Origin of the sequence: Haloarcula rara, assembly GCF_029338235.1 — an archaeon.
Taxonomy (GTDB): Archaea; Halobacteriota; Halobacteria; order Halobacteriales; family Haloarculaceae; genus Haloarcula; species Haloarcula rara.
In genome coordinates this window covers 1,185,346-1,205,732 of record NZ_CP119785.1, presented here as the reverse complement: position 1 = coordinate 1,205,732, position 20,387 = coordinate 1,185,346, and the positions used below count along the sequence as shown (strand labels likewise).

20 protein-coding genes and 2 tRNA genes are annotated in these 20,387 nt (G+C 64.9%); 12 read left to right on the top strand and 10 right to left on the bottom strand.

The features are described 5' to 3' along the window. Window positions 1–12 precede the first annotated feature (12 nt). The gene (locus P1K32_RS06360; protein WP_276251849.1) at window positions 13–417 is read right to left on the bottom strand and encodes a hypothetical protein; all 405 of its coding nucleotides are present in this window, start codon (window positions 415–417) and stop codon (window positions 13–15) included. 158 nt (window positions 418–575) lie between these two features. Between P1K32_RS06360 and P1K32_RS06355 the strand changes: the two genes are divergently transcribed. Continuing rightward, window positions 576–1,571: a DNA methyltransferase gene (locus P1K32_RS06355; RefSeq protein ID WP_276251848.1), complete on the top strand. Its 996-nt coding sequence runs from the start codon at window positions 576–578 to the stop codon at window positions 1,569–1,571. A gap of 104 nt (window positions 1,572–1,675) precedes the next feature. Further along, the gene (locus tag P1K32_RS06350; RefSeq protein ID WP_276251847.1) at window positions 1,676–2,518 is read left to right on the top strand and encodes an alpha/beta fold hydrolase; all 843 of its coding nucleotides are present in this window, start codon (window positions 1,676–1,678) and stop codon (window positions 2,516–2,518) included. Window positions 2,519–2,690: 172 nt separating this feature from the next. Here the strand turns inward: P1K32_RS06350 and P1K32_RS06345 are convergent. Further along, a tRNA-Phe gene (locus P1K32_RS06345) sits at window positions 2,691–2,764 on the bottom strand. A 761-nt stretch (window positions 2,765–3,525) separates the two neighbouring features. After that, a tRNA-Val gene (locus tag P1K32_RS06340) sits at window positions 3,526–3,599 on the bottom strand. 84 nt (window positions 3,600–3,683) lie between these two features. Here P1K32_RS06340 and P1K32_RS06335 point away from each other — a divergent pair. From P1K32_RS06335 to P1K32_RS06320, 4 genes are all read left to right on the top strand, one after another. Further along, the gene (locus tag P1K32_RS06335; RefSeq protein WP_276251846.1) at window positions 3,684–4,301 is read left to right on the top strand and encodes a DUF192 domain-containing protein; all 618 of its coding nucleotides are present in this window, start codon (window positions 3,684–3,686) and stop codon (window positions 4,299–4,301) included. Between the two features lie 550 nt (window positions 4,302–4,851). After that, window positions 4,852–6,771 (top strand): ABC transporter ATP-binding protein, encoded by a 1,920-nt coding sequence (locus P1K32_RS06330; protein WP_276251845.1) that lies wholly within the window; start codon window positions 4,852–4,854, stop codon window positions 6,769–6,771. A 122-nt stretch (window positions 6,772–6,893) separates the two neighbouring features. Beyond that, window positions 6,894–7,802, top strand: coding sequence for an NAD(P)H-binding protein (locus tag P1K32_RS06325; protein ID WP_276251844.1), 909 nt, complete (start codon window positions 6,894–6,896; stop codon window positions 7,800–7,802). Window positions 7,803–8,045: 243 nt separating this feature from the next. Next, a complete protein-coding gene (locus P1K32_RS06320; protein ID WP_276251843.1) occupies window positions 8,046–8,624 on the top strand; it encodes a riboflavin synthase in 579 nt (192 codons plus the stop codon). Here the strand turns inward: P1K32_RS06320 and P1K32_RS06315 are convergent. Further along, window positions 8,621–9,652, bottom strand: a complete 1,032-nt coding sequence (locus P1K32_RS06315; RefSeq protein ID WP_276251842.1) for a PrsW family intramembrane metalloprotease — start codon at window positions 9,650–9,652, stop codon at window positions 8,621–8,623. The two genes, P1K32_RS06320 and P1K32_RS06315, sit on opposite strands and share 4 nt — an antisense overlap. A gap of 105 nt (window positions 9,653–9,757) precedes the next feature. Between P1K32_RS06315 and pdxT the strand changes: the two genes are divergently transcribed. From pdxT to P1K32_RS06295, 4 genes are all read left to right on the top strand, one after another. After that, window positions 9,758–10,351, top strand: a complete 594-nt coding sequence (pdxT, locus tag P1K32_RS06310; protein ID WP_276251841.1) for a pyridoxal 5'-phosphate synthase glutaminase subunit PdxT — start codon at window positions 9,758–9,760, stop codon at window positions 10,349–10,351. Between the two features lie 280 nt (window positions 10,352–10,631). Then, window positions 10,632–10,925 (top strand): phosphoribosyl-ATP diphosphatase, encoded by a 294-nt coding sequence (gene hisE / locus P1K32_RS06305; protein ID WP_276251840.1) that lies wholly within the window; start codon window positions 10,632–10,634, stop codon window positions 10,923–10,925. 126 nt (window positions 10,926–11,051) lie between these two features. Next, window positions 11,052–11,768: a hypothetical protein gene (locus tag P1K32_RS06300; RefSeq protein ID WP_379691380.1), complete on the top strand. Its 717-nt coding sequence runs from the start codon at window positions 11,052–11,054 to the stop codon at window positions 11,766–11,768. A 97-nt stretch (window positions 11,769–11,865) separates the two neighbouring features. Continuing rightward, on the top strand, window positions 11,866–12,228 hold the full coding sequence (locus P1K32_RS06295; protein ID WP_276251838.1) for a VOC family protein: 363 nt from the start codon (window positions 11,866–11,868) through the stop codon (window positions 12,226–12,228). A 188-nt stretch (window positions 12,229–12,416) separates the two neighbouring features. On the opposite strand, the gene P1K32_RS06290 is transcribed toward P1K32_RS06295, so the two are convergent. From P1K32_RS06290 to P1K32_RS06280, 3 genes are all read right to left on the bottom strand, one after another. After that, window positions 12,417–13,760, bottom strand: a complete 1,344-nt coding sequence (locus P1K32_RS06290; RefSeq protein ID WP_276251837.1) for an FAD-dependent oxidoreductase — start codon at window positions 13,758–13,760, stop codon at window positions 12,417–12,419. A gap of 187 nt (window positions 13,761–13,947) precedes the next feature. Continuing rightward, window positions 13,948–14,529 carry a DUF1684 domain-containing protein gene (locus tag P1K32_RS06285; RefSeq protein ID WP_276251836.1) on the bottom strand — a complete coding sequence of 194 codons (582 nt, stop codon included), beginning with the start codon at window positions 14,527–14,529 and terminating at the stop codon, window positions 13,948–13,950. 174 nt (window positions 14,530–14,703) lie between these two features. Then, entirely contained in the window at window positions 14,704–15,021 is a 318-nt protein-coding gene (locus tag P1K32_RS06280; protein WP_276251835.1) for an ASCH domain-containing protein, read from the bottom strand. Between the two features lie 92 nt (window positions 15,022–15,113). Here P1K32_RS06280 and P1K32_RS06275 point away from each other — a divergent pair, with 92 nt between their 5' ends. Further along, window positions 15,114–16,112 carry an NOG1 family protein gene (locus P1K32_RS06275; protein ID WP_276251834.1) on the top strand — a complete coding sequence of 333 codons (999 nt, stop codon included), beginning with the start codon at window positions 15,114–15,116 and terminating at the stop codon, window positions 16,110–16,112. Window positions 16,113–16,294: 182 nt separating this feature from the next. On the opposite strand, the gene P1K32_RS06270 is transcribed toward P1K32_RS06275, so the two are convergent. Next, a complete protein-coding gene (locus P1K32_RS06270) occupies window positions 16,295–17,572 on the bottom strand; it encodes a TIGR00341 family protein (protein ID WP_276251833.1) in 1,278 nt (425 codons plus the stop codon). 133 nt (window positions 17,573–17,705) lie between these two features. Then, complete coding sequence (locus tag P1K32_RS06265; RefSeq protein WP_276251832.1) at window positions 17,706–18,677, bottom strand: orotate phosphoribosyltransferase; 972 nt, start codon at window positions 18,675–18,677, stop codon at window positions 17,706–17,708. A gap of 207 nt (window positions 18,678–18,884) precedes the next feature. On the opposite strand from P1K32_RS06265, the gene engB reads away from it, so the two are divergent. Continuing rightward, entirely contained in the window at window positions 18,885–19,502 is a 618-nt protein-coding gene (gene engB, locus P1K32_RS06260; RefSeq protein WP_276251831.1) for a GTP-binding protein EngB, read from the top strand. Window positions 19,503–19,800: 298 nt separating this feature from the next. Here engB and P1K32_RS06255 read toward each other — a convergent pair whose 3' ends face one another. Beyond that, on the bottom strand, window positions 19,801–20,343 hold the full coding sequence (locus P1K32_RS06255) for a hypothetical protein (protein WP_276251830.1): 543 nt from the start codon (window positions 20,341–20,343) through the stop codon (window positions 19,801–19,803). Window positions 20,344–20,387: the final 44 nt, after the last annotated feature.

Below are 20,387 nucleotides of genomic sequence, written 5' to 3'. Positions count from 1 at the left end.
CCCGTCGCAGGCTTACTCGTCTGCGAGCCCGACATCGTCGACGAGAAAGCGGATGTCGTTGTCGCTGCCGTCCTCCGGCGCGAACGGAATTCCGCTCGCCTCTGCGCAGTCGCCTTCGCCGACGTTCTCGGTCTCGAAGCCACCGACCAGGGTCGTCAGCTTCGCCGTCCCGGTGCCGTCGTCGATGATGACTTCGTTGTCTCCAATCGACTGGATCTCGCCCGTGATGCTCACTGTCTCGCTGTCACCCGTCGCGGCCTCCTCCGCGGTCGAGGACTCTTCGCTGTTTACAGCCTCGGCCAAGGCACCGATCTCGTTTTCCCCCGGCCCACAGCCGCCGAGTATGCCACTGCAGCCCGCCACCGACGCGGTAGCACCCGCCGCGCCCATGATTTTCAACGTTTTCCGTCGCTTCATTACGACACATCAATCTATACTCCGTCGAATAAAATTTTCCATTATCTAACTGATTCGGACTCGGTACCTGCGTCCGGCGTCACTCCACACGACATCAGGTCCGTCTGTCGCCCGACCAGTGACTACACTTATCCTGTGGGTGGACACAACTCGTCCGTATGAGCGACGAGTCGTCCGACCACAAACAAAGCCGTCTGTTCACCACCGAGGACGGCGACTTCGACGAAGACCGGGCGAAGGCGGACGCGCTCCCCGTCGAGGACGGCGAGGTCGTCGACACCGGCGAGCTCGCTGACCACCAGCGCTACGTCGAGGAGCGGGGCATCTACGACGAGCGCAACCGCGTCAACGACCTCACCGGTCGGGAGTGGAAGTTCGCGACCAAGTCCGTCATCCCCGAGCAGTACCCGCCCGCCCTCCAGCACGACCTGCGGAGCGAACACGGCGGCCAGAAACCCCCCAGACTCTGTCTGGCACTCATCCAGCGGTTCAGCAAGGCCGGCGACCGCGTGCTCGACCCCTTCGCCGGCGTCGGCGGGACGCTGCTCGGTGCCTCGCTGGCCGAGTACGAGGGCACCGGCCGACGGGACGCCGTCGGCTTCGAACGCAACGACCGCTGGATAGACGTCTACGAGACGGTCCTCGAACGCGAGAACGCCGACCGCGAGGCCCGCGGCGAGGGACCGCTGGCCGCCCAGGAGCTGCGCCACGGTGACTGTGCCGACCTGGTCGAAGACGTCGAGACCGACGGCGTCGATTTCCTGCTGACGGACGTCCCCTACTGGGACATGGACAAGGTCGAACAGACCCGCAACGAGGCCGCGACACGGGACAGTAAGCTTGGCGATTTCGACGACGACGACCGCCAGACGAAAGCTGACTGGCTCGAGGAGATGGAAGCGAAATTCGCACAGTTTCGCCGTGTACTCAAGCCCGACGGCTATGTCGCCGTCTTCATCGGCGATATGTACCGCGAACAGTCCTACAATATGCTCTCGGCGGCGCTGGCCGACCGCATCGAGGCCGCCGGCTACACGATGAAGGCGAATCTCGTCTGGTACGACCCCTCGAAGGACCTCCACGTCTACGGCTATCCGTTCTCCTTTGTCCCCTCGATGGTCCACCAGAACATCCTCGTCTTCCGCAACGACTGATACTGCAGGCTGTGAGTGACGGCGAGCCCGGACTCAGACGCCACCACGGGACCCGGCGCTCGCAGGCCGCCCGATTAACTCTCGAAAGCGACAGTGTCCACTGAATGCCGACACTCTCTATCGAGGACGGAACGCTCTGGTACGACGAGCACGGACGCGGGCCGCCGCTGGTCTGTATTCACGGTGGCTGGCTGAACAACCGCTCCTGGGACGAGCAGGTCGAACGATTCGCAGACGCGTATCGGGTGGTGACATTCGACCTGCGTGGGCACGGTCGGACCGGCCCGACCGGGACACGAGACTATTCGATAGACCTGTTCGTGGACGATCTCGAACGCCTCCTCGCCCACCTCGATATCCACCGCCCGATTCTGTGTGGCCTATCAGTGGGTGGCATGGTAGCACAGTCTTATCTCGACAGACATCCAGACCGGGCGCGAGGCGCCGTCGTCGGCGGGCCGCTGCAGTCGATGCCGCCCGTCGACATCCCGCCGATGCTGAAGCCCTTCCTCTCGCCGCTTCCGGCGATTACGGGCATGGCGTCGACGTTCGGGTCGACCGCGACGTTCCAGTCGTTGCTCATGTCCATCAGAACGATAACCGGCCGGCGGTGGCTGACGCTCGACCCCGCAGTCCGCTCGAAAGCGCTCGATGCGCTCGGCGACGTCTCGCCGGACGAGTACCGGAAAATATTCCGCGCGCTCTACGAGTTCGAACCGCCGACCCTGTCCCACGTCGCGACGCCGATGCTCGTCCTCTACGGGGCCCAGGAAGCGCCCATGGTCAAGCGCCAGGGCGAGCGACTCGCGACGACGGTCCCGCAGGGGCAGGTACGCGAGATACCTGACTCGGGTCATCTGATCAACCAGGACAATCCATGGGCGTTCAACGAGGCGTGTGCCGCGTTCTTCGGGACCACGGCTCCGCCGGTCGCCCACCCACAGTGATTTCCCGGGGCCGTGTGGCGATTGCTATCTGGGCAGTCTGTCGCCTCCCGGATTGTGAACTACGCCCAGAAATGCTCGCTTCGCTGCGCCTTTCTGGTCTCGTTCAAATCGCGCTCGGTTCGCACACTGGATTCTGACGGTTCGCTTCGCTCACCGGTCAGAATCACAGAAGTGCCGCCTCCCGGATTTGAACCGGGGACAGCTCGATCTTCAGTCGAGTGCTCTCCCAGTCTGAGCTAAGGCGGCGCATATCGAGCGACGACGAGGGTAGAAAAAAGGATTTCGATACCCCGCTGCCCAAGGGGAGAAAGAGGTCCGCGCTGTCGAAGGCCTCGCCACAGTCGTCACAGGTGTATCTCGTCCCGTCGTCCGTCGAGACGTGCCCTGCACAGTGGGGACACGTCGACCCGTCTATCATGTCTTGTGGTACCACCACACTGACTAAGTGCGTTTCGGCAGGTGACAGTGGGCTGGTGGATCGCTCGCGCCTGGGTCCGGGCGTCCTGCGCGAGTGTTGCGAGGTCGACCGGAGATACCTCGAAGTGAAACGGCGAGCGACGCGAGCCGTGGAACGGACTGAGTGCAGGGCTCGGGAGAGCTTTGCTCTCCCGGCGGCTCGGACGAGCGCCGCGAGTCCGAGACACAGCAGAGCTTTGCTCTGCTGGCGGATTCGAACCGGAAGAAGACGTGCTCATTCACTCCGTTCGTTGCGCGCGACTTCCAGGGTTCGAACCGCCCAGAGGACAGATTCGCCGCTCACGTATCGTTCGCGGCAGAATCTATGGGTCCGGGCGGATTCGAACCGAAGAGAGACTCGCTTCGCTCGTCTCTCAGGGTGTCGAATCCGCTTGACTATCCACTCCTCACGTCCGTTCGTCGCAGGATGGGTCCGGGCGGATTCGAACCGGAGGAAGACTCACTGCGTTCGTCTTCCAGGGTTCGAATCCTCGTCACCCAAACAGACGGCGCTGGCTCCTCACTACGTTCGTCGCAGTCGCCGTCAGAAGTGGGTCCGGGCGGATTCGAACCACCGACCTCGGCCTTGTAAAGGCCACGTCATAACCGACTAGACCACGGACCCGCACTACCGGTTTTTCCACCGGCAGGAATAACGCTTTCTCTCTGGGGCGGAACGCTTAGGCATCACCTGGCCCACGGGACACATATGGCACGTCGTGCAGTCGTCGCCCTCGTGGGGGCCATCGTTGCACTCGCTGTCGCCGTCCTCGCGCTCCAGACCGGGCTGTGGGTGGATGTCGTCGGCGTCGGTGAGTACGACCGGGGGACGGTGACAGTCACCGACGCCGACAACACGACATCGTGCAGTACGTGTACTTCAACCCCGACCGCCACGACGACAACGCCAACCGCCACGGCGCCGTGTACCGTGCCGCCGAACCGGACCGCCGTCGCGGCGTGTGACGAGTCGCGGACGCTGGGGACGGTCGACGTCCGCATTGCAGCCAACGACCGCCAGCGCTGGACCGGCCTCAGCGACACCGAATCGCTCGGCCCGAACGAGGGGATGCTGTTCGTCCATCCCGAGGAAGATGTACAGACCTACGTCATGCGGGATATGGACTTCGCGCTGGATATCATCTACATCGACGCCAACAGGACGATAACGACTATCCACCACGCGCCACCGCCGCCTGAAGGCGAGAGCTACAGCGAACGCTACTCCGGACGCGCCAAGTACGTTCTCGAAGTGAACCGCGGCTGGGCCAACCGGACCGGCGTGAGCGTCGGCGACACTGTGGAGCTGCCTGACGGCGTCGAATGAACTACGGCTGAGGCTGCTGGTCGACAAGATACTGCAAACAGCCAGAAAGCCCCTTTCGGTTCCCCCGTAGCCGGTTGGCCAGCCGGCATGGGCGGGACTGAAAGGGGCCGCGTTCTGGACGAACCCGGACGACGTCCTCGTGAGAGCTCCGCTCTCGCGGGAGTGAGCGAATCGAAGATTCGCGATCTCCGAGGGAACTTCGTTCCCTCGCGATGATGAAAATCGCTCCGCGATTTTCAGATCACAAGCACCGGAGGAACGAACGGAGTGAGTGACGAGGAGCGTCGTTCGAAAATCTCAGATTTTCGTGATCACGAGAGAGCTACGCTCTCTCGGACGACAGCGAGTCCTGGGAGTCTCGCGAGCAACGCGAGCGAGAGCACGATAGACGATCGAAGCGAGTCTATCGGCGGTCCAGAACGCGGGGGCTTTCTGGCTCTGTATAGTAGCTGTCACTCTGTTCGGCGCTGTCGCAGTAGCTGTATTGTATCTGTCCGCTGCAGTAGCGGTCCCCGACGCGTATTTGCGTCTCGACGCGTAACCGTAGCTAATGGATATCGAGGCGGCCTCAGACGACGACGCGTTCGAGGACGCTCGCGAGCGGGTCGACCGGCCGATGTGGCGGCTGTTCACCGACTACGGCAAGGGACAGCGACTCGCCTTCGTCATCGGACTTATCAGCTCGATTTTCGCCCGGATGCTGGACCTGCTGCCGCCGCTGCTCCTGGCGCTCGCTATCGACGCCGTCATCGAGGACAACACGAGATACAACCTCCTGTTCGTCCCCGACGCGTGGATTCCCGCGAGCACGACGGGCCAGCTCTGGTTGACGGCGGGGCTCATCGCGGCCTCCTTCGGCTTCGGTGCTATCTTCCACTACGCGCGTAACTGGGGGTGGAACAAGTTCGCCCAGCACGTCCAGCACGCGGTGCGGACGGACACCTACGAGACGATGCAGCGGCTCAACATGGAGTTTTTCGCCGACAAGCAGACCGGCGAGATGATGTCGGTGTTGTCGAACGACGTCAACCGGCTAGAGAAGTTCCTCAACGACGGGCTGAACTCCTCCTCGCGGCTGATTATCATGGTGCTGGGTATCGCCGCGTACCTCTTCTGGATCAACTGGCAACTTGCTCTGGTGGCGCTGCTCCCGGTGCCGCTCATCGCCGTGTTCACGAAGTGGTTCATCGAGACTATCCAGCCCAAGTACGCCGACGTCCGGGCCTCCGTCGGCTCGCTGAACTCCCGGCTGGAGAACAACCTGAGCGGCATCCAGATAATCAAGACCGCAAACACGGAGTCCTACGAGGCCGACCGCGTCGAGGACAGCTCCCAGGACTACCTCGACGCCAACTGGGACGCCATCGGCACCCGCATCACCTTCTTCCCGGGGCTCCGGCTGGTCTCCGGACTGGGATTCGTCGTCACGTTCGTGCTGGGCGGGCTCATCGTCATCGGGCAGGCGCCCGGCTTCTTCTCCCTGGAGCTCACGACCGGCGGCTTCGTCGCCTTTATCATCTACACCCAGCGGTTCGTCTGGCCGATGGCCCAGTTCGGACAGGTCATCAACATGTACCAGCGGGCCTACGCCTCCGCGGAGCGGGTGTTCGGGCTGATGGAGACGCCGGGCCGGCTCGACGAGGCTACCGAGGCCCCGCCCCTGTCGGTCAGCGACGGCGCCGTGGCGTACGACGACGTGACCTTCGGCTACGGCGAGGACGAGCCCGTGCTCGACGACGTCTCTTTTACCGTCGATGGCGGTGACACCGTCGCGCTCGTGGGTCCGACCGGCGCGGGCAAATCGACCGTGATGAAGCTCCTCTTGCGGATGTACGACCCCGACGACGGTGCGGTCCGCATCGACGGCCAGGACCTCCGTGACGTACAGATAACGTCCATCCGGCGGGCCATCGGCTACGTCAGCCAGGAGACGTTCCTGTTCTACGGCACCGTCCGGGACAACATCGCCTACGGCACGTTCGACGCCACCGACGAGGAGATTCGGCAGGCCGCGGAGGCCGCCGAGGCCCACCAGTTCGTTCGGAACCTCCCCGACGGCTACGAGACGATGGTCGGCGAGCGCGGCGTCAAACTGTCGGGAGGCCAGCGCCAGCGCATCGCTATCGCCCGCGCGATGCTCAAAGACCCCGACATCCTCGTGCTGGACGAGGCCACCAGCGACGTCGACACGGAGACAGAGATGCTCATCCAGCGCTCGCTGGACGAACTGACCGCCGACCGGACCACCTTCGCCATCGCCCACCGCCTCTCCACAATCAAGGACGCAGACACTATCCTGGTGCTCGAAGACGGCCGCATTGTCGAGCGAGGGAGCCACGACGACCTGCTCGCAGCGGACGGCCTCTACGCCAACCTCTGGGCGGTCCAGGCCGGCGAAATCGACGAGCTGCCCGAGGAGTTCGTCCAGCGGGCGATTCGGCGCCGGGCGCAGACGGATGCGGACGATTGAAGCGGGGAGGACCGCTGTGCGTGTCCGAGCAGTTAATCGTCGGCGGTTTGCGGATGACTGAACCGGTCGAACAGTCCCGTTCCGTGGCTGGCTGTTAAGCCACTGGAGCCCAAGCTATGGGTATGCGAGTCCTCGTTACCGGTGCCTCCGGCTTCGTCGGGAGCCACCTCGTCCCCGAACTGGTCGAGCGGGGCCACGACGTCGTCGCGCTGACGCGGGACCCGGCGAGTTACGTCGCGCCCGCGGGCGTCGAGGTGGTCGAGGGCGACGTGCTGGACTCCGACCTGGCGCTCCCCGACGTCGACGCCGCCTACTACCTCGTCCACTCGATGGAGGCCGGTGAGGACTTCGAGGAGCGGGACCGCCGCGCCGCCCGGAACTTCCGGGACGCCGTCGACGCCGCCGGTATCGAGCGCATCGTCTATCTGGGCGGGCTGGGCAACGAGGACCAGGGTCTGTCCGAGCACCTCCAATCGCGCCGCGAGGTCGAACGCGTACTCGGCGAGGGCGCGGCCGACCTGACCGCGCTGCGGGCCGCCATCGTCATCGGCGACGGGTCGGCCTCCTTCCAGATAATCCGCCAGCTCGCCGCCCGCCTGCCGGTGATGGTTACCCCGTCGTGGGTCCGCACGGAGTGTCAACCCATCTACGTCGACGACGTGGTGACCTACCTCGTCGGCGTCCTCGAGGCACCCGAGACGGCCGGCGAGACGTACGACATCGGCGGCCCGGACGTGCTGACCTACCAGGAGATACTGACGACGACGGCCCGGATTCTGGTCGGCCGGCGGCCGCTCATCATCCCCGTCCCGGTGCTCTCGCCGGGGCTGTCGGCCCGCTGGCTGGGGCTGGTGACCGACGTGGACGTAAGCGTCGCCGTACCGCTCGTCGACGGGCTCAGCAACCGCGTCGTCGTCACCGACGACAGCATCGCCGAGTACGTCCAGCCCGACCTGACCGGGTTTGAGGAGAGTGTGCGGCTAGCACTGGGAAAGGAGCCGGACGTGGAGACCGAAGCTGTTGAGGTGTGAAACGGTGGTATTTCGACTGGGCTAGCTGCCGCTAAGAGAAAGAAAGCCCCGGCCTGCTACACTCGGCCGACAGCGAGTCGCGGGTCGCGAGGGACCGGCGGTCCCTCGTCTTGGCGAGCGGCGTAGCCGCGAGCCAAAGTCGATAGCTCCGGGGCTTTCTGGCTGTTCTAACTGTAGTCACACCCGCTGCTGTCGTAACCGGAGAGCCAAACCCCTATGCACGGCAGTTCCCTACCGGTGGGTATGTTCACCGGCATCGTGGAGGCGACCGGCGAGGTACTGGCAGTGACGGACGACGAAGGTGGCCGGCGAATCCGCGTCGGGACACCGTTTTCGGACCTCGCTCACGGCCAGTCCATCAGTATCAGCGGGGCCTGTCTCACCGTCGAAGACTATACTGACGGGGAGTGGGCCGAGTTCTTCCTCGCGCGGGAGACGCTGGCGAAGACCTTCTTCGACACCCTCGAAGTGGGCGACCGCGTCAATCTGGAGCGGGCGATGCCGGCCGACGGGCGCTTCGACGGCCACATCGTCCAGGGCCACGTCGATGCGACGGCCGAAGTTGCAGATATCGAACAGGAGGGGGAGGACTGGACCTTCTCGTTCTCGCTCCCAGAGCACCAGCGCGACTACCTCGTCGAGAAGGGCTCGATAACCGTCGACGGCATCAGCCTCACCGTCGCCGCTCGCTACGAAGACCGCTTCGACGTGGCCATCATCCCGACGACCTACGACGAGACGACGCTCTCGGAGAAGTCCGCGGGTGACCCCGTCCACCTGGAGGTCGACGTGGTCGCGAAGTACGTCGAACAGCTCTGCTAGGACTCGAAGTCGGGGACGCCGGGCTCGCTCTGTGGCTCGTCGGTGCGCTGGGCCCGCTTGTACGCCTGCCGGTAGGCGTCGAGTTTCCGCAAGAGGAGCAGGATGAAGATGCCGTCGTAGACGACGACGAAGCCGATGAACGCGACGAACTGGTTCACGCCGTACACCGCCGACAGCACGCCGATTGCGATGCCAGAAAGCGAGTTGTAGCCCGCGTGGATGACCGACGCGATGACCAGCCCCTTCAGGACGATGGGGCCGGCGTCCTCGGGGTTGAACTTCGCGAGCCCGAGGTAGTAGCCCGCGAAGGCCGAGTAGATGACGTGGCCCGGGCCGGCCAGTGCGCGCACCGCCGCGATGCCGCTGCCCTCGTTGATGGCCCGGAAGGTCCCGGTGACCATCTCGGTGTTCTGGACGATGTACAGCGCGTTCTCGATGGTGGCAAAGCCCAGCCCCGCCATCGCCCCGTAGACGGCGCCGTCGATGACCGCGTCGAACCGGTCGTCACGGAAGGCGTACAGCCGCACTGCGAGCAGTTTCACGCTCTCTTCGACGGGCCCGACGATGAGGAAAAAGAAGGCCAGTTGGCCGAGAAAGGGCAGGAGGCCGCCCACCGAGCCGACGGCCTGGACCGGGCCCCGAAACACCGTGTTCAGGATAGCGGCGAAGCCGGCAAAGAGCACGCCGAGCATGAACGTCCCGACGAGCAGCGTCAGGGGCTCCTGAGTCGTCACGTCGGCGTAGTAGATGTAGCCCGCGAGCACAAGCGCCGGAATCGCCGACATCGCCGCGAGCACGCCAAAGAGGGGCTGTGCCCCCAGCGCGCCGAGGCTCCCGAAGGCTATCTGGACCGCGAGAATCGCGACGGCAAGCAGGATAACCAGCCCGCGCAGCGCCCACTGCCCGGCGTAGTACAGGAAATACACCAGCCGGTCGAACACCGACCGGACCTCCCAGTCGGCTATCTCGTAGAGGTCTGCCGACCGGTCGGCGTCTCGTTCCACCGGGTCCCGCGGTCGTTCAGCCATATGGTCGATGGTCGAGGGCCCGCAACCTAACGGTTTGGCCCGCGACACCGTGACAGTATGTCGCCGAGACGAGAAGGTTTTGGGGGCCACGGCCGTAACGCGGGTATGAGTCTACGGGCAGGTGTCCTCGCCGTGCAGGGTGACGTCTCCGAACACGCGAGGGCTATCGAGCGGTCCGCGGCGGCCCACGACGAGTCGGCCGAGGTCGTCGAGATTCGCGAATCCGGCCTCGTCCCCGACTGTGACGTACTGCTGATGCCCGGCGGTGAGTCGACCACCATCTCCCGGCTTATCCATCGGGAGGACATCGCCGGCGAGATAGAGACCCACGTCGCCGAGGGCAAACCGGTGCTTGCGACGTGTGCCGGGCTCATCGTCGCCGCCAGCGACGCCCACGACGACCGGGTCGAGACCCTGAACATCGTCGACGCAACCGTCGAGCGCAACGCCTTCGGCCGGCAGAAAGACAGCTTCGAGGCACCCCTCGACGTGGCTGGCTTCGAGGACCCGTTCCCGGCCGTGTTCATCCGCGCGCCGGTCATCGACTACGTCGGGTCCGACGTCGAGGTGCTGGCCTCGTGGGACGACCGGCCCGTCGCCGTCCGGGACGGCCCCGTCGTCGGCACTTCTTTCCACCCCGAACTGACCGAAGACCCTCGTATCCACGACCTTGCCTTCTTCGACAGCGTGCAATCCTGACCAACTTTTTTGCATCTCCTTCGGGCGGTTTCACCGCCTCGACGTCGCGGCGCGTAGCGCCGCGCACTGCCCGTTCACATGGTCCGAGGGACCGAAGGTCCCTCGCTACTCCTTTTTGCGGGCCTTCGGCCCGCCGCAGTCCGCGCGTTGCGGTGGAACCGCGGCCTTCGGCCGCGGACATCCGGTCGCACCGCTCGCTGAGGACGGTCGTTCGTTAGCCGACGGCTCTCTGCCAGCTGCGTAACGACGCGCTGAAGGACCGTGGCGTCGACCTCGAAGTATGAGCGACGACGCCGATGTCATCGACGACGTGTTCGCGGTCATCGAAGACCGCAAAGCGAACCTCCCCGAGGACTCCTACACTGCCTCGCTGTTCACCCACGAGAAAGGCGAGAACGCCGTCCTGGAGAAGCTCGGCGAGGAGACGACGGAGCTGCTACTGGCGGCAAAGGACGACGACCGCGAGGAAATCGCTCACGAGTCCGCCGACATCGTCTATCACCTGCTGGTCCTGCTGTCGATGCAGGACATGGACGTCGACGACCTGCGGGCGGAACTGGCCGACCGTCGGTAGGCGGGACTCGGTGTGGACCGCGGCGGCTCGACTCCTCACCGATTGTGCCAGTGATGAGATTTATATTTCTTGCTACGCCTTCACACGCCCATGAGCACGACCACAGTGCGTGGCACCATCACGGGGATGGGACAGCGGGCGAACCCGGCCTTCGCCGTGGGGGTGGTCGCCGTCGCCCTGGCGGCGCTGGCCTACGCGACGACGATGGCCTCGATACAGCACCACACCTACGTCCACGTCATGTCTGGCGTTCTCTGGACCGGCACCGACCTGTTCATCGGCGCCATCCTGGGGCCGGTCATCGGCGGGCTCGACGAGGAGGCAAGCGCCGCGGTGTTCGAGCGGCTCACCCCAAAGACCGCGTTCTTCCTGCCGTCGATGGCCTTCCTGACCATCGCCACGGGTATCCCGCTCGCCCTTCGACTGGGCGTCTTCCCGAACGCGGGCCCGTGGCTCGCCCTCTTTACCCTGTTCAACGTCGTCCCTATCCTCCTGCTGCTTGGCTGGAGACTCGACGCCTTCGACGACTGGCGCTGGCAGGTCCCCTTCGCCGTCGGCACCGTCGGCTCGCTGGCCTGGGTCGCGACCACTATCGGCGCCTTCCAGATGACCGAGCCCGCCCTCGTCGTCGCGCTCGCGCTGGTGACGCTGTTGTCGGTCCAGGGCTTTGGCTTCCTGATGCCCGGCGAGATTCGCATCTACAAGCAGATGGTCTCACCGGCGCCGGATGCGAGTGTCATCTCGGCCATCGGGCAGCAGAACGCCAAACTCGGCGGCCTGCAGGGGCTCGTCCAGCTCGTGCTCATCGCCGACATGGTGTATCTGCGCTACGGCGGGTTCTGACCCGAGTCGGCCCTGTGGCCCGCTAACGTATCTTTCTGTTGGCAGTTCTTTCCGCTGGCACCGGTGGTTTATCGGCTGCGGGAGATGCCTGATATGCATGACTAGAATACAATTCATAACTTTCAGTTGTACCGAGCCCGAGCGACTGGCCGATTTCTGGGCGGCTGCCCTCGACGGCGAGCGCCGGGGACTGCCGGACACGCTGGACTCGGCCATCGTCGAACGTCCCGACGACGGACCGGACCTGCTGTTTAACGACCATCCCAGCGGTGACAAAACCGACCTGCCCATCCACCTGGACGTGGCCGCCGCCGACCGCGAGGCGACGGTCGAACGCCTCTGCGAGCTGGGGGCCACCGTCCGCGAGACCAAGACCGAGACCTACGAGACCCACACCTCGACGTGGACCGTGCTGGAAGACCCCGAGGGCAACGGATTCTGCGTGAGCGAGTATCCGTAGCGGTCCACAGCACCTCGAGAGTGTTGGAGACGACTGTCGCCACCGTGCGCGGGGCGTTCGACAACTCCCTCGCGCTCGTTGCCGACCACCAGCGCGGGCCCGAGTGTCGATGGTGAAACGGCTCGACGCTCAGACGTGTCGTCGTCTCGGAACGGTATCGCCGGTCCCGGGCCCTACAACGACTCGCCTCAGTCCAGTTTCCCTCCGAGCACCTTCGCCGCCGTCAGCACCGGGTCCCAGACGGGACTGAAGGGCGGCGCGTACGCGAGGTCGGCGTTCTGTACCGCCGAGACGGTCTGGTCGGCGTGGAGTGCCATCGCCACCGTGTCGATTCGCTTGACGCCCTCGCGTCCCACGATACTTCCGCCAAGCAGCCGTCCCGTCTCCCCGTCGGCCACCAGCGTGACCGTCACCTCCGCGGCGTCGGGGTAGTAGTGGGCCCGCGACGGCGCCGAAATCGTGACCGAGACGGGGTCGAAGCCGGCCTCGCGCGCCCGCTCCTCGTCGATGACGCCAGTCCTGGCCGCCCCCAGGTCGAAGGCCTTCACGATGGCCGTCCCGGCCGTCGGGCCGACCGCCGTCGGCGACCCGGCGACCGTCTGCCCGATGGCGCGCCCGGCGCGGTTGGCGGTCAGCGCGAGCGGGACGTGCGCCGGTTCGTCGGTCACCGTGTGACGCATCTCGGCGGTGTCGCCCGCGGCGAAGACGTTGTCGAGGTTCGTCCGGCCGTACTCGTCGGTCGCGATGGCCCCGGTCGGGCCGAGCTCGACGCCGGCGTCGGCCGCGAGGTCGACGTTCGGCGCGACGCCGACGCCCACGACTGCGACGTCCGCCGGCGCGTCCTCGTCCTCGAAGTGGACGCGCTCGACGGCCCCGTCGCCAGCGAAGCCGGACACGGCCGTCTCGAGATGGAGCTGTACGCCCTGCTCGCGGAGGTGCTCGGCCACGGCCTCGCCGACGGTCTCGCCGAACGGCTGGAGGACGCTGGGCAGCATCTCGTACAGGTGGACCGCGATGTCGCGGTCGGCAAGCGCCTCCGCTATCTCGATGCCGACGTAGCCGCCGCCGACGACTGCCGCCGTCTCGGGAGCCTGCTCGGCCAGATACGCCTCGATAGCGGCCGCCTCGTCCATGTCGTGGAGCGTGAACACGCCGTCTAAGTCCATCCCGTCGAACGGCGGCTCGACGGCCGTCGCGCCGGTGGCGACGAGCAGGTCGTCGTAGGGCTGCTCGAACCGGTCTTCGCCGACGACCGTCACGACCTGCTCGTCGGGGTCGATATCGACGACCTCGTGGCCCGTCCGCAGGTCGATGTCGCGCTCCTCGCGGAACGTCTCCGGCTCGACGGCGACGAGGTCGGTGATATTCTGGACGTCGCCCTTGATGAAGTACGGCATCCCGCAGGCCGCATACGACACCCACTCCCCCTGCTCGAAGACGATTACGTCCATCTCCGGGTCCGCCCGCTTGGCCTTGCTCGCGGCGCTCATCCCCGCTGCGTCACCGCCGACGACCACGAACGTGTCGGTCATACGTACTAGTTGGCCGACTGCCGGCAAAAGTATTTCGCGAAATTCACAATACTGGGGATAGGCCCGGACAGCAACTGGCTACTACCTGCCATGGCGAATCTCCCGTCTTCGTCCCCAGCGTGGTGGGTAGCACCACGACTGCCGGCGGGTGTCTGCGCCGTCGCCGGCAGCCCCGTGTCCCGCCCGCTCAGTGGCCCTGCGGGTCGGCGGGCTCGGCGGGGAAATCCTTCTCGCCCGCCTCGATGCGGACGTCGAGCCAGTTTGCCATCGGAATCAGGGGACACTCGTAGGCGTAGTTGTACGCACAGGTGGGATTGTACGCCCGATTAAAATCGAGGACCCACTCGCCGTCGACCTCGTGTTCGTCCGGGTCGAGGTCGAGATATCGGCCGGCGTCGTAGGTCTCCTCGTCGTTTGTCTCGTCCCGGAACGGCACCCAGAACCGCTCGTCGCCGCCGCTTGGCCGGTAGGCCTGTAGCGTCTGTGTCTCCCCGTCGATGTCGAACCGGAACTCTCCCCACCTGTCGTACGTCTGCTCGCCGTCGGCGGTCGTCTCCACCGTCACCGTCTCTTTCTCGTCGTGTTCCTCGAGCGGGAGCACGAACCGGTACGCCGGGTCCGGGTCGAAATACGACAGGCCCGGGAACCCGTCGCCGCGCATCTCAACCGGAAGCGGCGAGTGTGGCGAGTCACGGAAGTACTCGGTTTTCGCCTCGCGGTCGCTCCTGCGCCGGTCGGCCCACTCGTCGGGTGGTTCTGTCTGACTCATATCTCATTTCAGTATTGTTTCTATTCTACAATAACGTCTAGTTCGGCGTGCACCGACGGCGTCGCTCCACCGCGCTTCGGGCGGCGTGGTCGCTGGGATGCTCGCTATCGTTCCTACTCGCTCACGACTTCGAACCGCCGGGAGACGCAGTCTCCCGAGGTTCGAAGTTGCTCGCTACTCACTCACAACTTCGAACCGATGCCGGACGACCTCGCTGTCGTCGTCCCACTCGAACTCCTCGTGGACTGCAGCGAGTCGCTCGCGGTACGCTTCCAGGTCTTCTGACCCCTCCCGCTGTGCATCCTCGTCGGTGAGGTCGCCGAGCGTCCGGTGGGTCACGTCGGTCACCTCGAAGGTCTGGCCGTCGATGTCGAAGGTGTCGCCCTCCTCGGCGTACTCGTGACCGCGGTGCAGCTGGGTGACCCGCCCCTCGGCGGCCATCTGCTGGACGTGCTCGTTCGGCAGTATCTCGCCGGCGTCGATGTGTGCCATATCGGCCCTGGGGACCCGACGGACAAAAACGTGGCTCGGCCTCGAACTGCGATTGAACGACCTTTTACCCGGTGACCGAGAAAGAAGCGGCAATGAGCCATCCCTTCGAGAATCTCCCGACCACCCCGCGGGCCGAGGAGATACTGGACAAAGCGTTCTCGCGAGCGACGCGGGCCTCCGGGTCCAAGACCGGTATCGAGGCCCAGCAGTCGATGCTGATGACGGCCTCGAACATCATCTCGGACAACTTAGAGAACGTCGCGACGCAGTGGCCGACCATCGACGAGCTGGACCCCTTTTACGTGGAGCTTGCCGACGCCGTCGTCAGCGAGACCGACCCCGCCGACGACGACCCCGGTATCGACGCGCTGAAACAACACCTCTCGAATATCTCCTGGGCCGGCCGCAAAGCGAAAGAAATCCGCCAGGAGTACGAGGGCCGCGTGGTCCGAAGCGACGTCGACACGTCCCGCAAACTGCGCAAGCAGGCCTTCGCCCGCATGGCCGACATCACCGAGCAGGTCGCCGAGGACCTCGAAGCGGTCTCGAAGGCCCGCGACGCGCTGAAGGGGCTGCCCGACATCCGCCCGGACGAGCCCGTCATCGTCGTCGCCGGCTACCCGAACGTCGGCAAGTCGTCGTTCGTTAACCGGGTCACCCGCGCGGACAACGAGATCGCCTCCTATCCCTTCACGACGACGCAGATACGCGTCGGCCACGTCGAGGCCGACCGCATCCGCTACCAGCTCGTCGACACGCCGGGACTGCTCGACCGACCGCCCGAGGAGCGCAACGAGATCGAATCCCAGGCCATCAGCGCGCTCGAACACCTCGCCGACGCCGTGCTCGTCCTCGTCGACCCCAGTGGCGAGTGTGGCTACCCCCTGGCCCAACAGCTCGAACTGCGCGACGACATCGAGTCGCTGTTCGACGCGCCGGTGCTGACAATCGGGAACAAGAGCGACCGCTCGACCGACGTCGAGGCCGACCACTTCATGAGCGTCACCGAGGGCGACAACGTCCAGAAGGTCCTGGCGGCGGCTATCGAGGCCGTCGACTGGGAGATTGAACTCCCCTTCGACGAGGAATAAGTCGCCTCGCGGCCCTTCTTCAGTCCAGTTCGTCGGTGACCTGCACGCTCACTTCGACAGTGACCGGCCTGGGTGAGATGTTCGTCTCGCCGCCGTCGGCTGCGGTCGCGTACTCCGGTCGGACGCTGAACCGCGAGGCGGTGACGGTCGCCCCCTCGCTTCGAGTGCGTTCGTGATCACTTCTATCCCCGCTCGACGACGGTGTAGTGAACGGAGGTCTCGACGTCCTGCCCGGCGGCGTCGTCGATCACGCTGTCGAGCCGGCCCGCCAGCGCCGGCGGCTGGGTCCCCGGCGGAATCCCGACTCTGACGATGACGTGCCTGGGTTCCCGGAAGATGGCGCTGTTGCTGCGTTCGACCTCGACGTCGAGGACGACTCTGGGCGCGTCGACCTCGCCCTCGACGCGCTCCTGTATCCGTTCCTCGGTGGTCGCTTGCTGGTACGAATCCAGCGTGACGCCGCCCAGAAACGCCGACAGGACGAGAATCGAGGCGACGAGGACGCCGATGCGTTTCACCGTCGCCGAGCGGGCGTCGTCTTCCCGGAACCAGTGTTCCGGCCGGTAGCCCTGGTACCACAGTCCGACCAGAACCGCGAGGTTGATAGAGAGGACGTTCACCAGCACGAGCACGCCCGAGCCCAGCGAGACGAGTGGCTGGCCCCACGCGATGCCGATGCCGACCGTCGCCGCCGGCGGGATGAGCGCGACGGCGATCATCACGCCGACCAGCGCCGTCGACACCCCGGATGTCAGACTCAACACGCCCGCCGCGCCGGCACCGATGGCCACCACGAGTGAGAGGAAATCGGGCGCGACCCGCTCGCGGACCTGCTGGACCGTGGTCACGTCGTTGATGGGCGGCACGACGTTGGCGGTCCGCACCAGCAGGGCGAAGACGGTCGCGCTCGCGATAGCGAGTAAGAGTCCCAGCGCCTGTAGCTTGACGCCCCGGACGAACAGCTCGTGGTCGTCGACCACGGTGCCGACGTTAGCCGTCATCGCCGGCCCGATGAGCGGTGCGATGACCATCGAGCCGACGACGACGGCCGGGGAGTTGAGCAGGAGCCCCGCCGTCGCGATGACCGCACTGATGACGGTCATGAGGACGTACGTCTGCATCGACGGCGCGAGCTCTTTGGCCTTGCTGGTCAGTTCCTCGCGGGCGATGCGGTCCTCGTCTTCCTCCTCGGCGTAGCGCTCCTCCAGCGCCTCGAAGTCCCGGGAGAGGACGGTGTTGGCATCGGTGATGACCGTGTACGTGTCGTCGTTGAGCCCCACGTCGCGCAGCGATTCCAGCACCGGCTCGACGGCGTTGGTCGGCAGGGGAAAGGTCACAGTCGCCCCGATATCTCGCCCGCTGGACTCCTCGTTGACCACGTAGTCGATACCCTCCTCGTCGAGGACGCCCATCACCGCCTCGACCTTGCCCTGCGGGACCGAAATCTGTACGAGCCGCACGGCTACCGGTGTGGCGGCCGGCGACAAAAACCCGTGTGATTGGCCGACTCGCTGGCGGGGAAGGTAGCGGCCCTGTACTGGCGGGACCTCGGCGTCGAATTGGGCTGTGACAGCCCGATTCGAACGCGGGACGTTATCTCGATAGCCGGTGGTAGCAACGTGAGAGCAGCCTGTGGCCGACTCTTGCGGGCAACATAATAGGGTTCTCTCTGATTCCGGACGCAGTTTCGACGCCCTTCCTGTAGGACCGGCCGGCGAGTCCGGGCTGTAGCATCTCGTTGGTTCCGTAACAGAACACCGGCTTGTTCGTCTCCTGGCATATCTCCGCCGCCTGTCCGTGGTCGCTCTCGATGAACAGCGACGCGCCGGTCGACTCGTAGACGGCCGCTTTATGCTGCCCGTGGTTCCCACGTTCACGTCGGGTTTCCATATCCGGGACGTCCATCATCACGAGCGTGCCGTACTCGATGCCGTGGCTGTCCAGCCACGCTTCGGTCTCCGGCCGGTACTTCTCGAGTCTGTTGGTGACGAGCCAGCCGATCTCCTGACTCGGGACGACGTTCGGTTCGACCTCGGTGAGAAACTCGCGGTAGTTTTGCCCGTCGTCGTTCTCTTCTGCCGTCGGGTCCCGACAGAGGACACCGTCGATATCTACGCAGAAGTTCTCCAGTTGCGTGTGGTGGAGGACGTTCCACTCGAAGACGCGCGGTGAACTGACGACCTCGCTCCAGTAATCGACGTACTGGTGGCCCCGCGGCGAGATGTATATCGCGCCGTACTGTATTTCGAACGGAAAGTCCTGTTCGGCGAGTTGCGCCCTGGTTTCGCGCATCTGGCTGCCGGTCAGTACGGAGTCGTCGACGACGAACACGGAGTCGATATCGTCGACGGCGAGTTCGTCCTCGCAACGGCTCCCGGCATTTAGAATCTGGCCCGCACAGAGGTTCTGTACGTCCGTCATCGGAACGTCCAGGTGGAGACAGAGGAGATTCGCAGCGAGAAGCCCGCTTCTGGGGATGCCGACGACCAGGTCGATGTCCTGTGGTAGTTCCCGGGCGAGCTGATGCACGTCTGCGTTGATATCTGCAACACTTCTGTATTTCATCAGGATTTACTTGCCAATTAGCTGAACAAAATAACACACTCCATACCACTCGATTTGAGTCCGTAATACAGTGTTTAACTGCCCCTGAAACCACGCCACGGGTCCACTGATTTCAGTCTCACACCACTACTGACCGGGTGACAGCGGGGATTCGTGGTAACGATACCGAACTGACGCGTTTTTCCCTGTCGACGGAGTATCGGGCATATGTTCGACTCACGCCCCGACCGGAGCGCCGAAGTGGTGCTCGTCGGCCGCTCCAACGTCGGCAAGTCGACGCTGATGCGGGAGCTGACCGGCCACACGTTCGACACCGGCCAGCGCCCCGGCGTCACCCGCAGCCCCAACCACTACGACTGGACCGGCCCCGATTTCGTGCTGACCGACCTGCCCGGCTTCGGCTTCATGAAGGGCGTCCCAGACGAGGTCCGAGAACAGATAAAGACCGACGTGGTCCGCTACGTCGAAGACAACGCCGAGAAGATTCTGGTGGGCATCCTTGTCGTCGACGGGAAAAGCGTCATCGACATCATCGACCGCCACTCCGGCCCCGACGAGATTCCCCACGACGTGGAGATGTTCCACTTCCTCCGGGAGGTCGGAGTCGAACCCGTCGTCGCCGTCAACAAGATGGACAAGGTCGACGACGAGGACGAACGCCTGAACGAGCTGTGTGACCGCCTCGGCCTCTATCCCCCCTGGAAACAGTGGCAGGAGACCATCGCGCCCATCAGCGCCAAGCGGGGCAACATATCGGCGCTGAACGAGGCCGTCCGCCACCATCTGCACGAAGCAGAGCGGGACGACCTGTTCCAGTTCTTCTAAAGAACCTTTTTCGTCGTCGGGTTTCCTCGGCTGCCTTCGGCAGCCTGCGGGAACCCTCCTCGAAAAACGTCCTCAGAAATCTTCGATTTCTGATGGGCTGCACGAGAGCTTCGCTCTCGTGAACGTCCATGAAAAAGGCCGAACTCGCGACGCCGTCGCGAGTTCGGGGAAACCGCGCCTCCGGCGCGGTATGCTCACCGCGACGGCCTGCCCTTCCCCGTCGGCGCTCGGGCGCTATAACCATCGCGCCACTCGCGCCCGGCCACAGCGACCGCCGGCGGGCTATGATGTGTCCGACTCAGGTCTCCACGACCGCCCGCTCGTGGATATACCCGCTGATGGCACCGACTGGCAGGGTCAGCCAGCACGTGAGCAGGAACCCGACGATGCCGAGCAACATCATAAGACGGGGCAGATTACTGGACATCGTCCACTCGGGGTGCAGGAGCGTAATCACGTACCAGCCGCTAATCGTCAGTGGCGTCGCGATTATGTAGGTCAGCACCGTCGCGACGATGCCGCCGACCGCACCCCAGTAGCGGGCCGACGCCGGTCGCTGCGCCCAGGTGAACGCGCCCGCGATGAACGCGGACGGCACGACAAACGGTATCGCGTACACCCCGAACATGTAGATGCCGCCGTGGGCCGGACCGAAGGCCGCGAGACCGTGCTTCGTGATTGACTCGAACCCTGTCACGACGACGAACACGGTGGCCGCCGACAGCGCAGCGGTCGCGAAGGCGTAGCCGGCACCGACGACACGGTTGTCCGCCCCGGGCAGGCGTCCCGGCCCGAAGCGTTTACAGAGCACTTCCGCCGTCTCGGCAGTCGCCGCGCTCATATATTATAATTCTTTTAATCACCTTATATTTTCTTCGGTTCGAG

What these genes read in the sequence shown, in the direction of transcription:
- P1K32_RS06325 (WP_276251844.1), top strand. Translation starts at nt 6,894, where the DNA reads ATGCGAGTCCTCGTTACCGGTGCCTCCGGCTTCGTCGGGAGCCACCTC.
- P1K32_RS06320 (WP_276251843.1), top strand. Translation starts at nt 8,046, where the DNA reads ATGTTCACCGGCATCGTGGAGGCGACCGGCGAGGTACTGGCAGTGACG.
- P1K32_RS06275 (WP_276251834.1), top strand. Translation starts at nt 15,114, where the DNA reads ATGAGCCATCCCTTCGAGAATCTCCCGACCACCCCGCGGGCCGAGGAG.
- P1K32_RS06265 (WP_276251832.1), bottom strand. Translation starts at nt 18,677, where the DNA reads ATGAAATACAGAAGTGTTGCAGATATCAACGCAGACGTGCATCAGCTC.
- P1K32_RS06350 (WP_276251847.1), top strand. Translation starts at nt 1,676, where the DNA reads ATGCCGACACTCTCTATCGAGGACGGAACGCTCTGGTACGACGAGCAC.
- P1K32_RS06300 (WP_379691380.1), top strand. Translation starts at nt 11,052, where the DNA reads ATGGGACAGCGGGCGAACCCGGCCTTCGCCGTGGGGGTGGTCGCCGTC.
- P1K32_RS06285 (WP_276251836.1), bottom strand. Translation starts at nt 14,529, where the DNA reads ATGAGTCAGACAGAACCACCCGACGAGTGGGCCGACCGGCGCAGGAGC.
- P1K32_RS06330 (WP_276251845.1), top strand. Translation starts at nt 4,852, where the DNA reads ATGGATATCGAGGCGGCCTCAGACGACGACGCGTTCGAGGACGCTCGC.
- pdxT (WP_276251841.1), top strand. Translation starts at nt 9,758, where the DNA reads ATGAGTCTACGGGCAGGTGTCCTCGCCGTGCAGGGTGACGTCTCCGAA.
- P1K32_RS06355 (WP_276251848.1), top strand. Translation starts at nt 576, where the DNA reads ATGAGCGACGAGTCGTCCGACCACAAACAAAGCCGTCTGTTCACCACC.
- P1K32_RS06360 (WP_276251849.1), bottom strand. Translation starts at nt 417, where the DNA reads ATGAAGCGACGGAAAACGTTGAAAATCATGGGCGCGGCGGGTGCTACC.
- P1K32_RS06280 (WP_276251835.1), bottom strand. Translation starts at nt 15,021, where the DNA reads ATGGCACACATCGACGCCGGCGAGATACTGCCGAACGAGCACGTCCAG.
- hisE (WP_276251840.1), top strand. Translation starts at nt 10,632, where the DNA reads ATGAGCGACGACGCCGATGTCATCGACGACGTGTTCGCGGTCATCGAA.
- P1K32_RS06295 (WP_276251838.1), top strand. Translation starts at nt 11,866, where the DNA reads ATGACTAGAATACAATTCATAACTTTCAGTTGTACCGAGCCCGAGCGA.
- P1K32_RS06335 (WP_276251846.1), top strand. Translation starts at nt 3,684, where the DNA reads ATGGCACGTCGTGCAGTCGTCGCCCTCGTGGGGGCCATCGTTGCACTC.
- engB (WP_276251831.1), top strand. Translation starts at nt 18,885, where the DNA reads ATGTTCGACTCACGCCCCGACCGGAGCGCCGAAGTGGTGCTCGTCGGC.
- P1K32_RS06315 (WP_276251842.1), bottom strand. Translation starts at nt 9,652, where the DNA reads ATGGCTGAACGACCGCGGGACCCGGTGGAACGAGACGCCGACCGGTCG.
- P1K32_RS06290 (WP_276251837.1), bottom strand. Translation starts at nt 13,760, where the DNA reads ATGACCGACACGTTCGTGGTCGTCGGCGGTGACGCAGCGGGGATGAGC.
- P1K32_RS06255 (WP_276251830.1), bottom strand. Translation starts at nt 20,343, where the DNA reads ATGAGCGCGGCGACTGCCGAGACGGCGGAAGTGCTCTGTAAACGCTTC.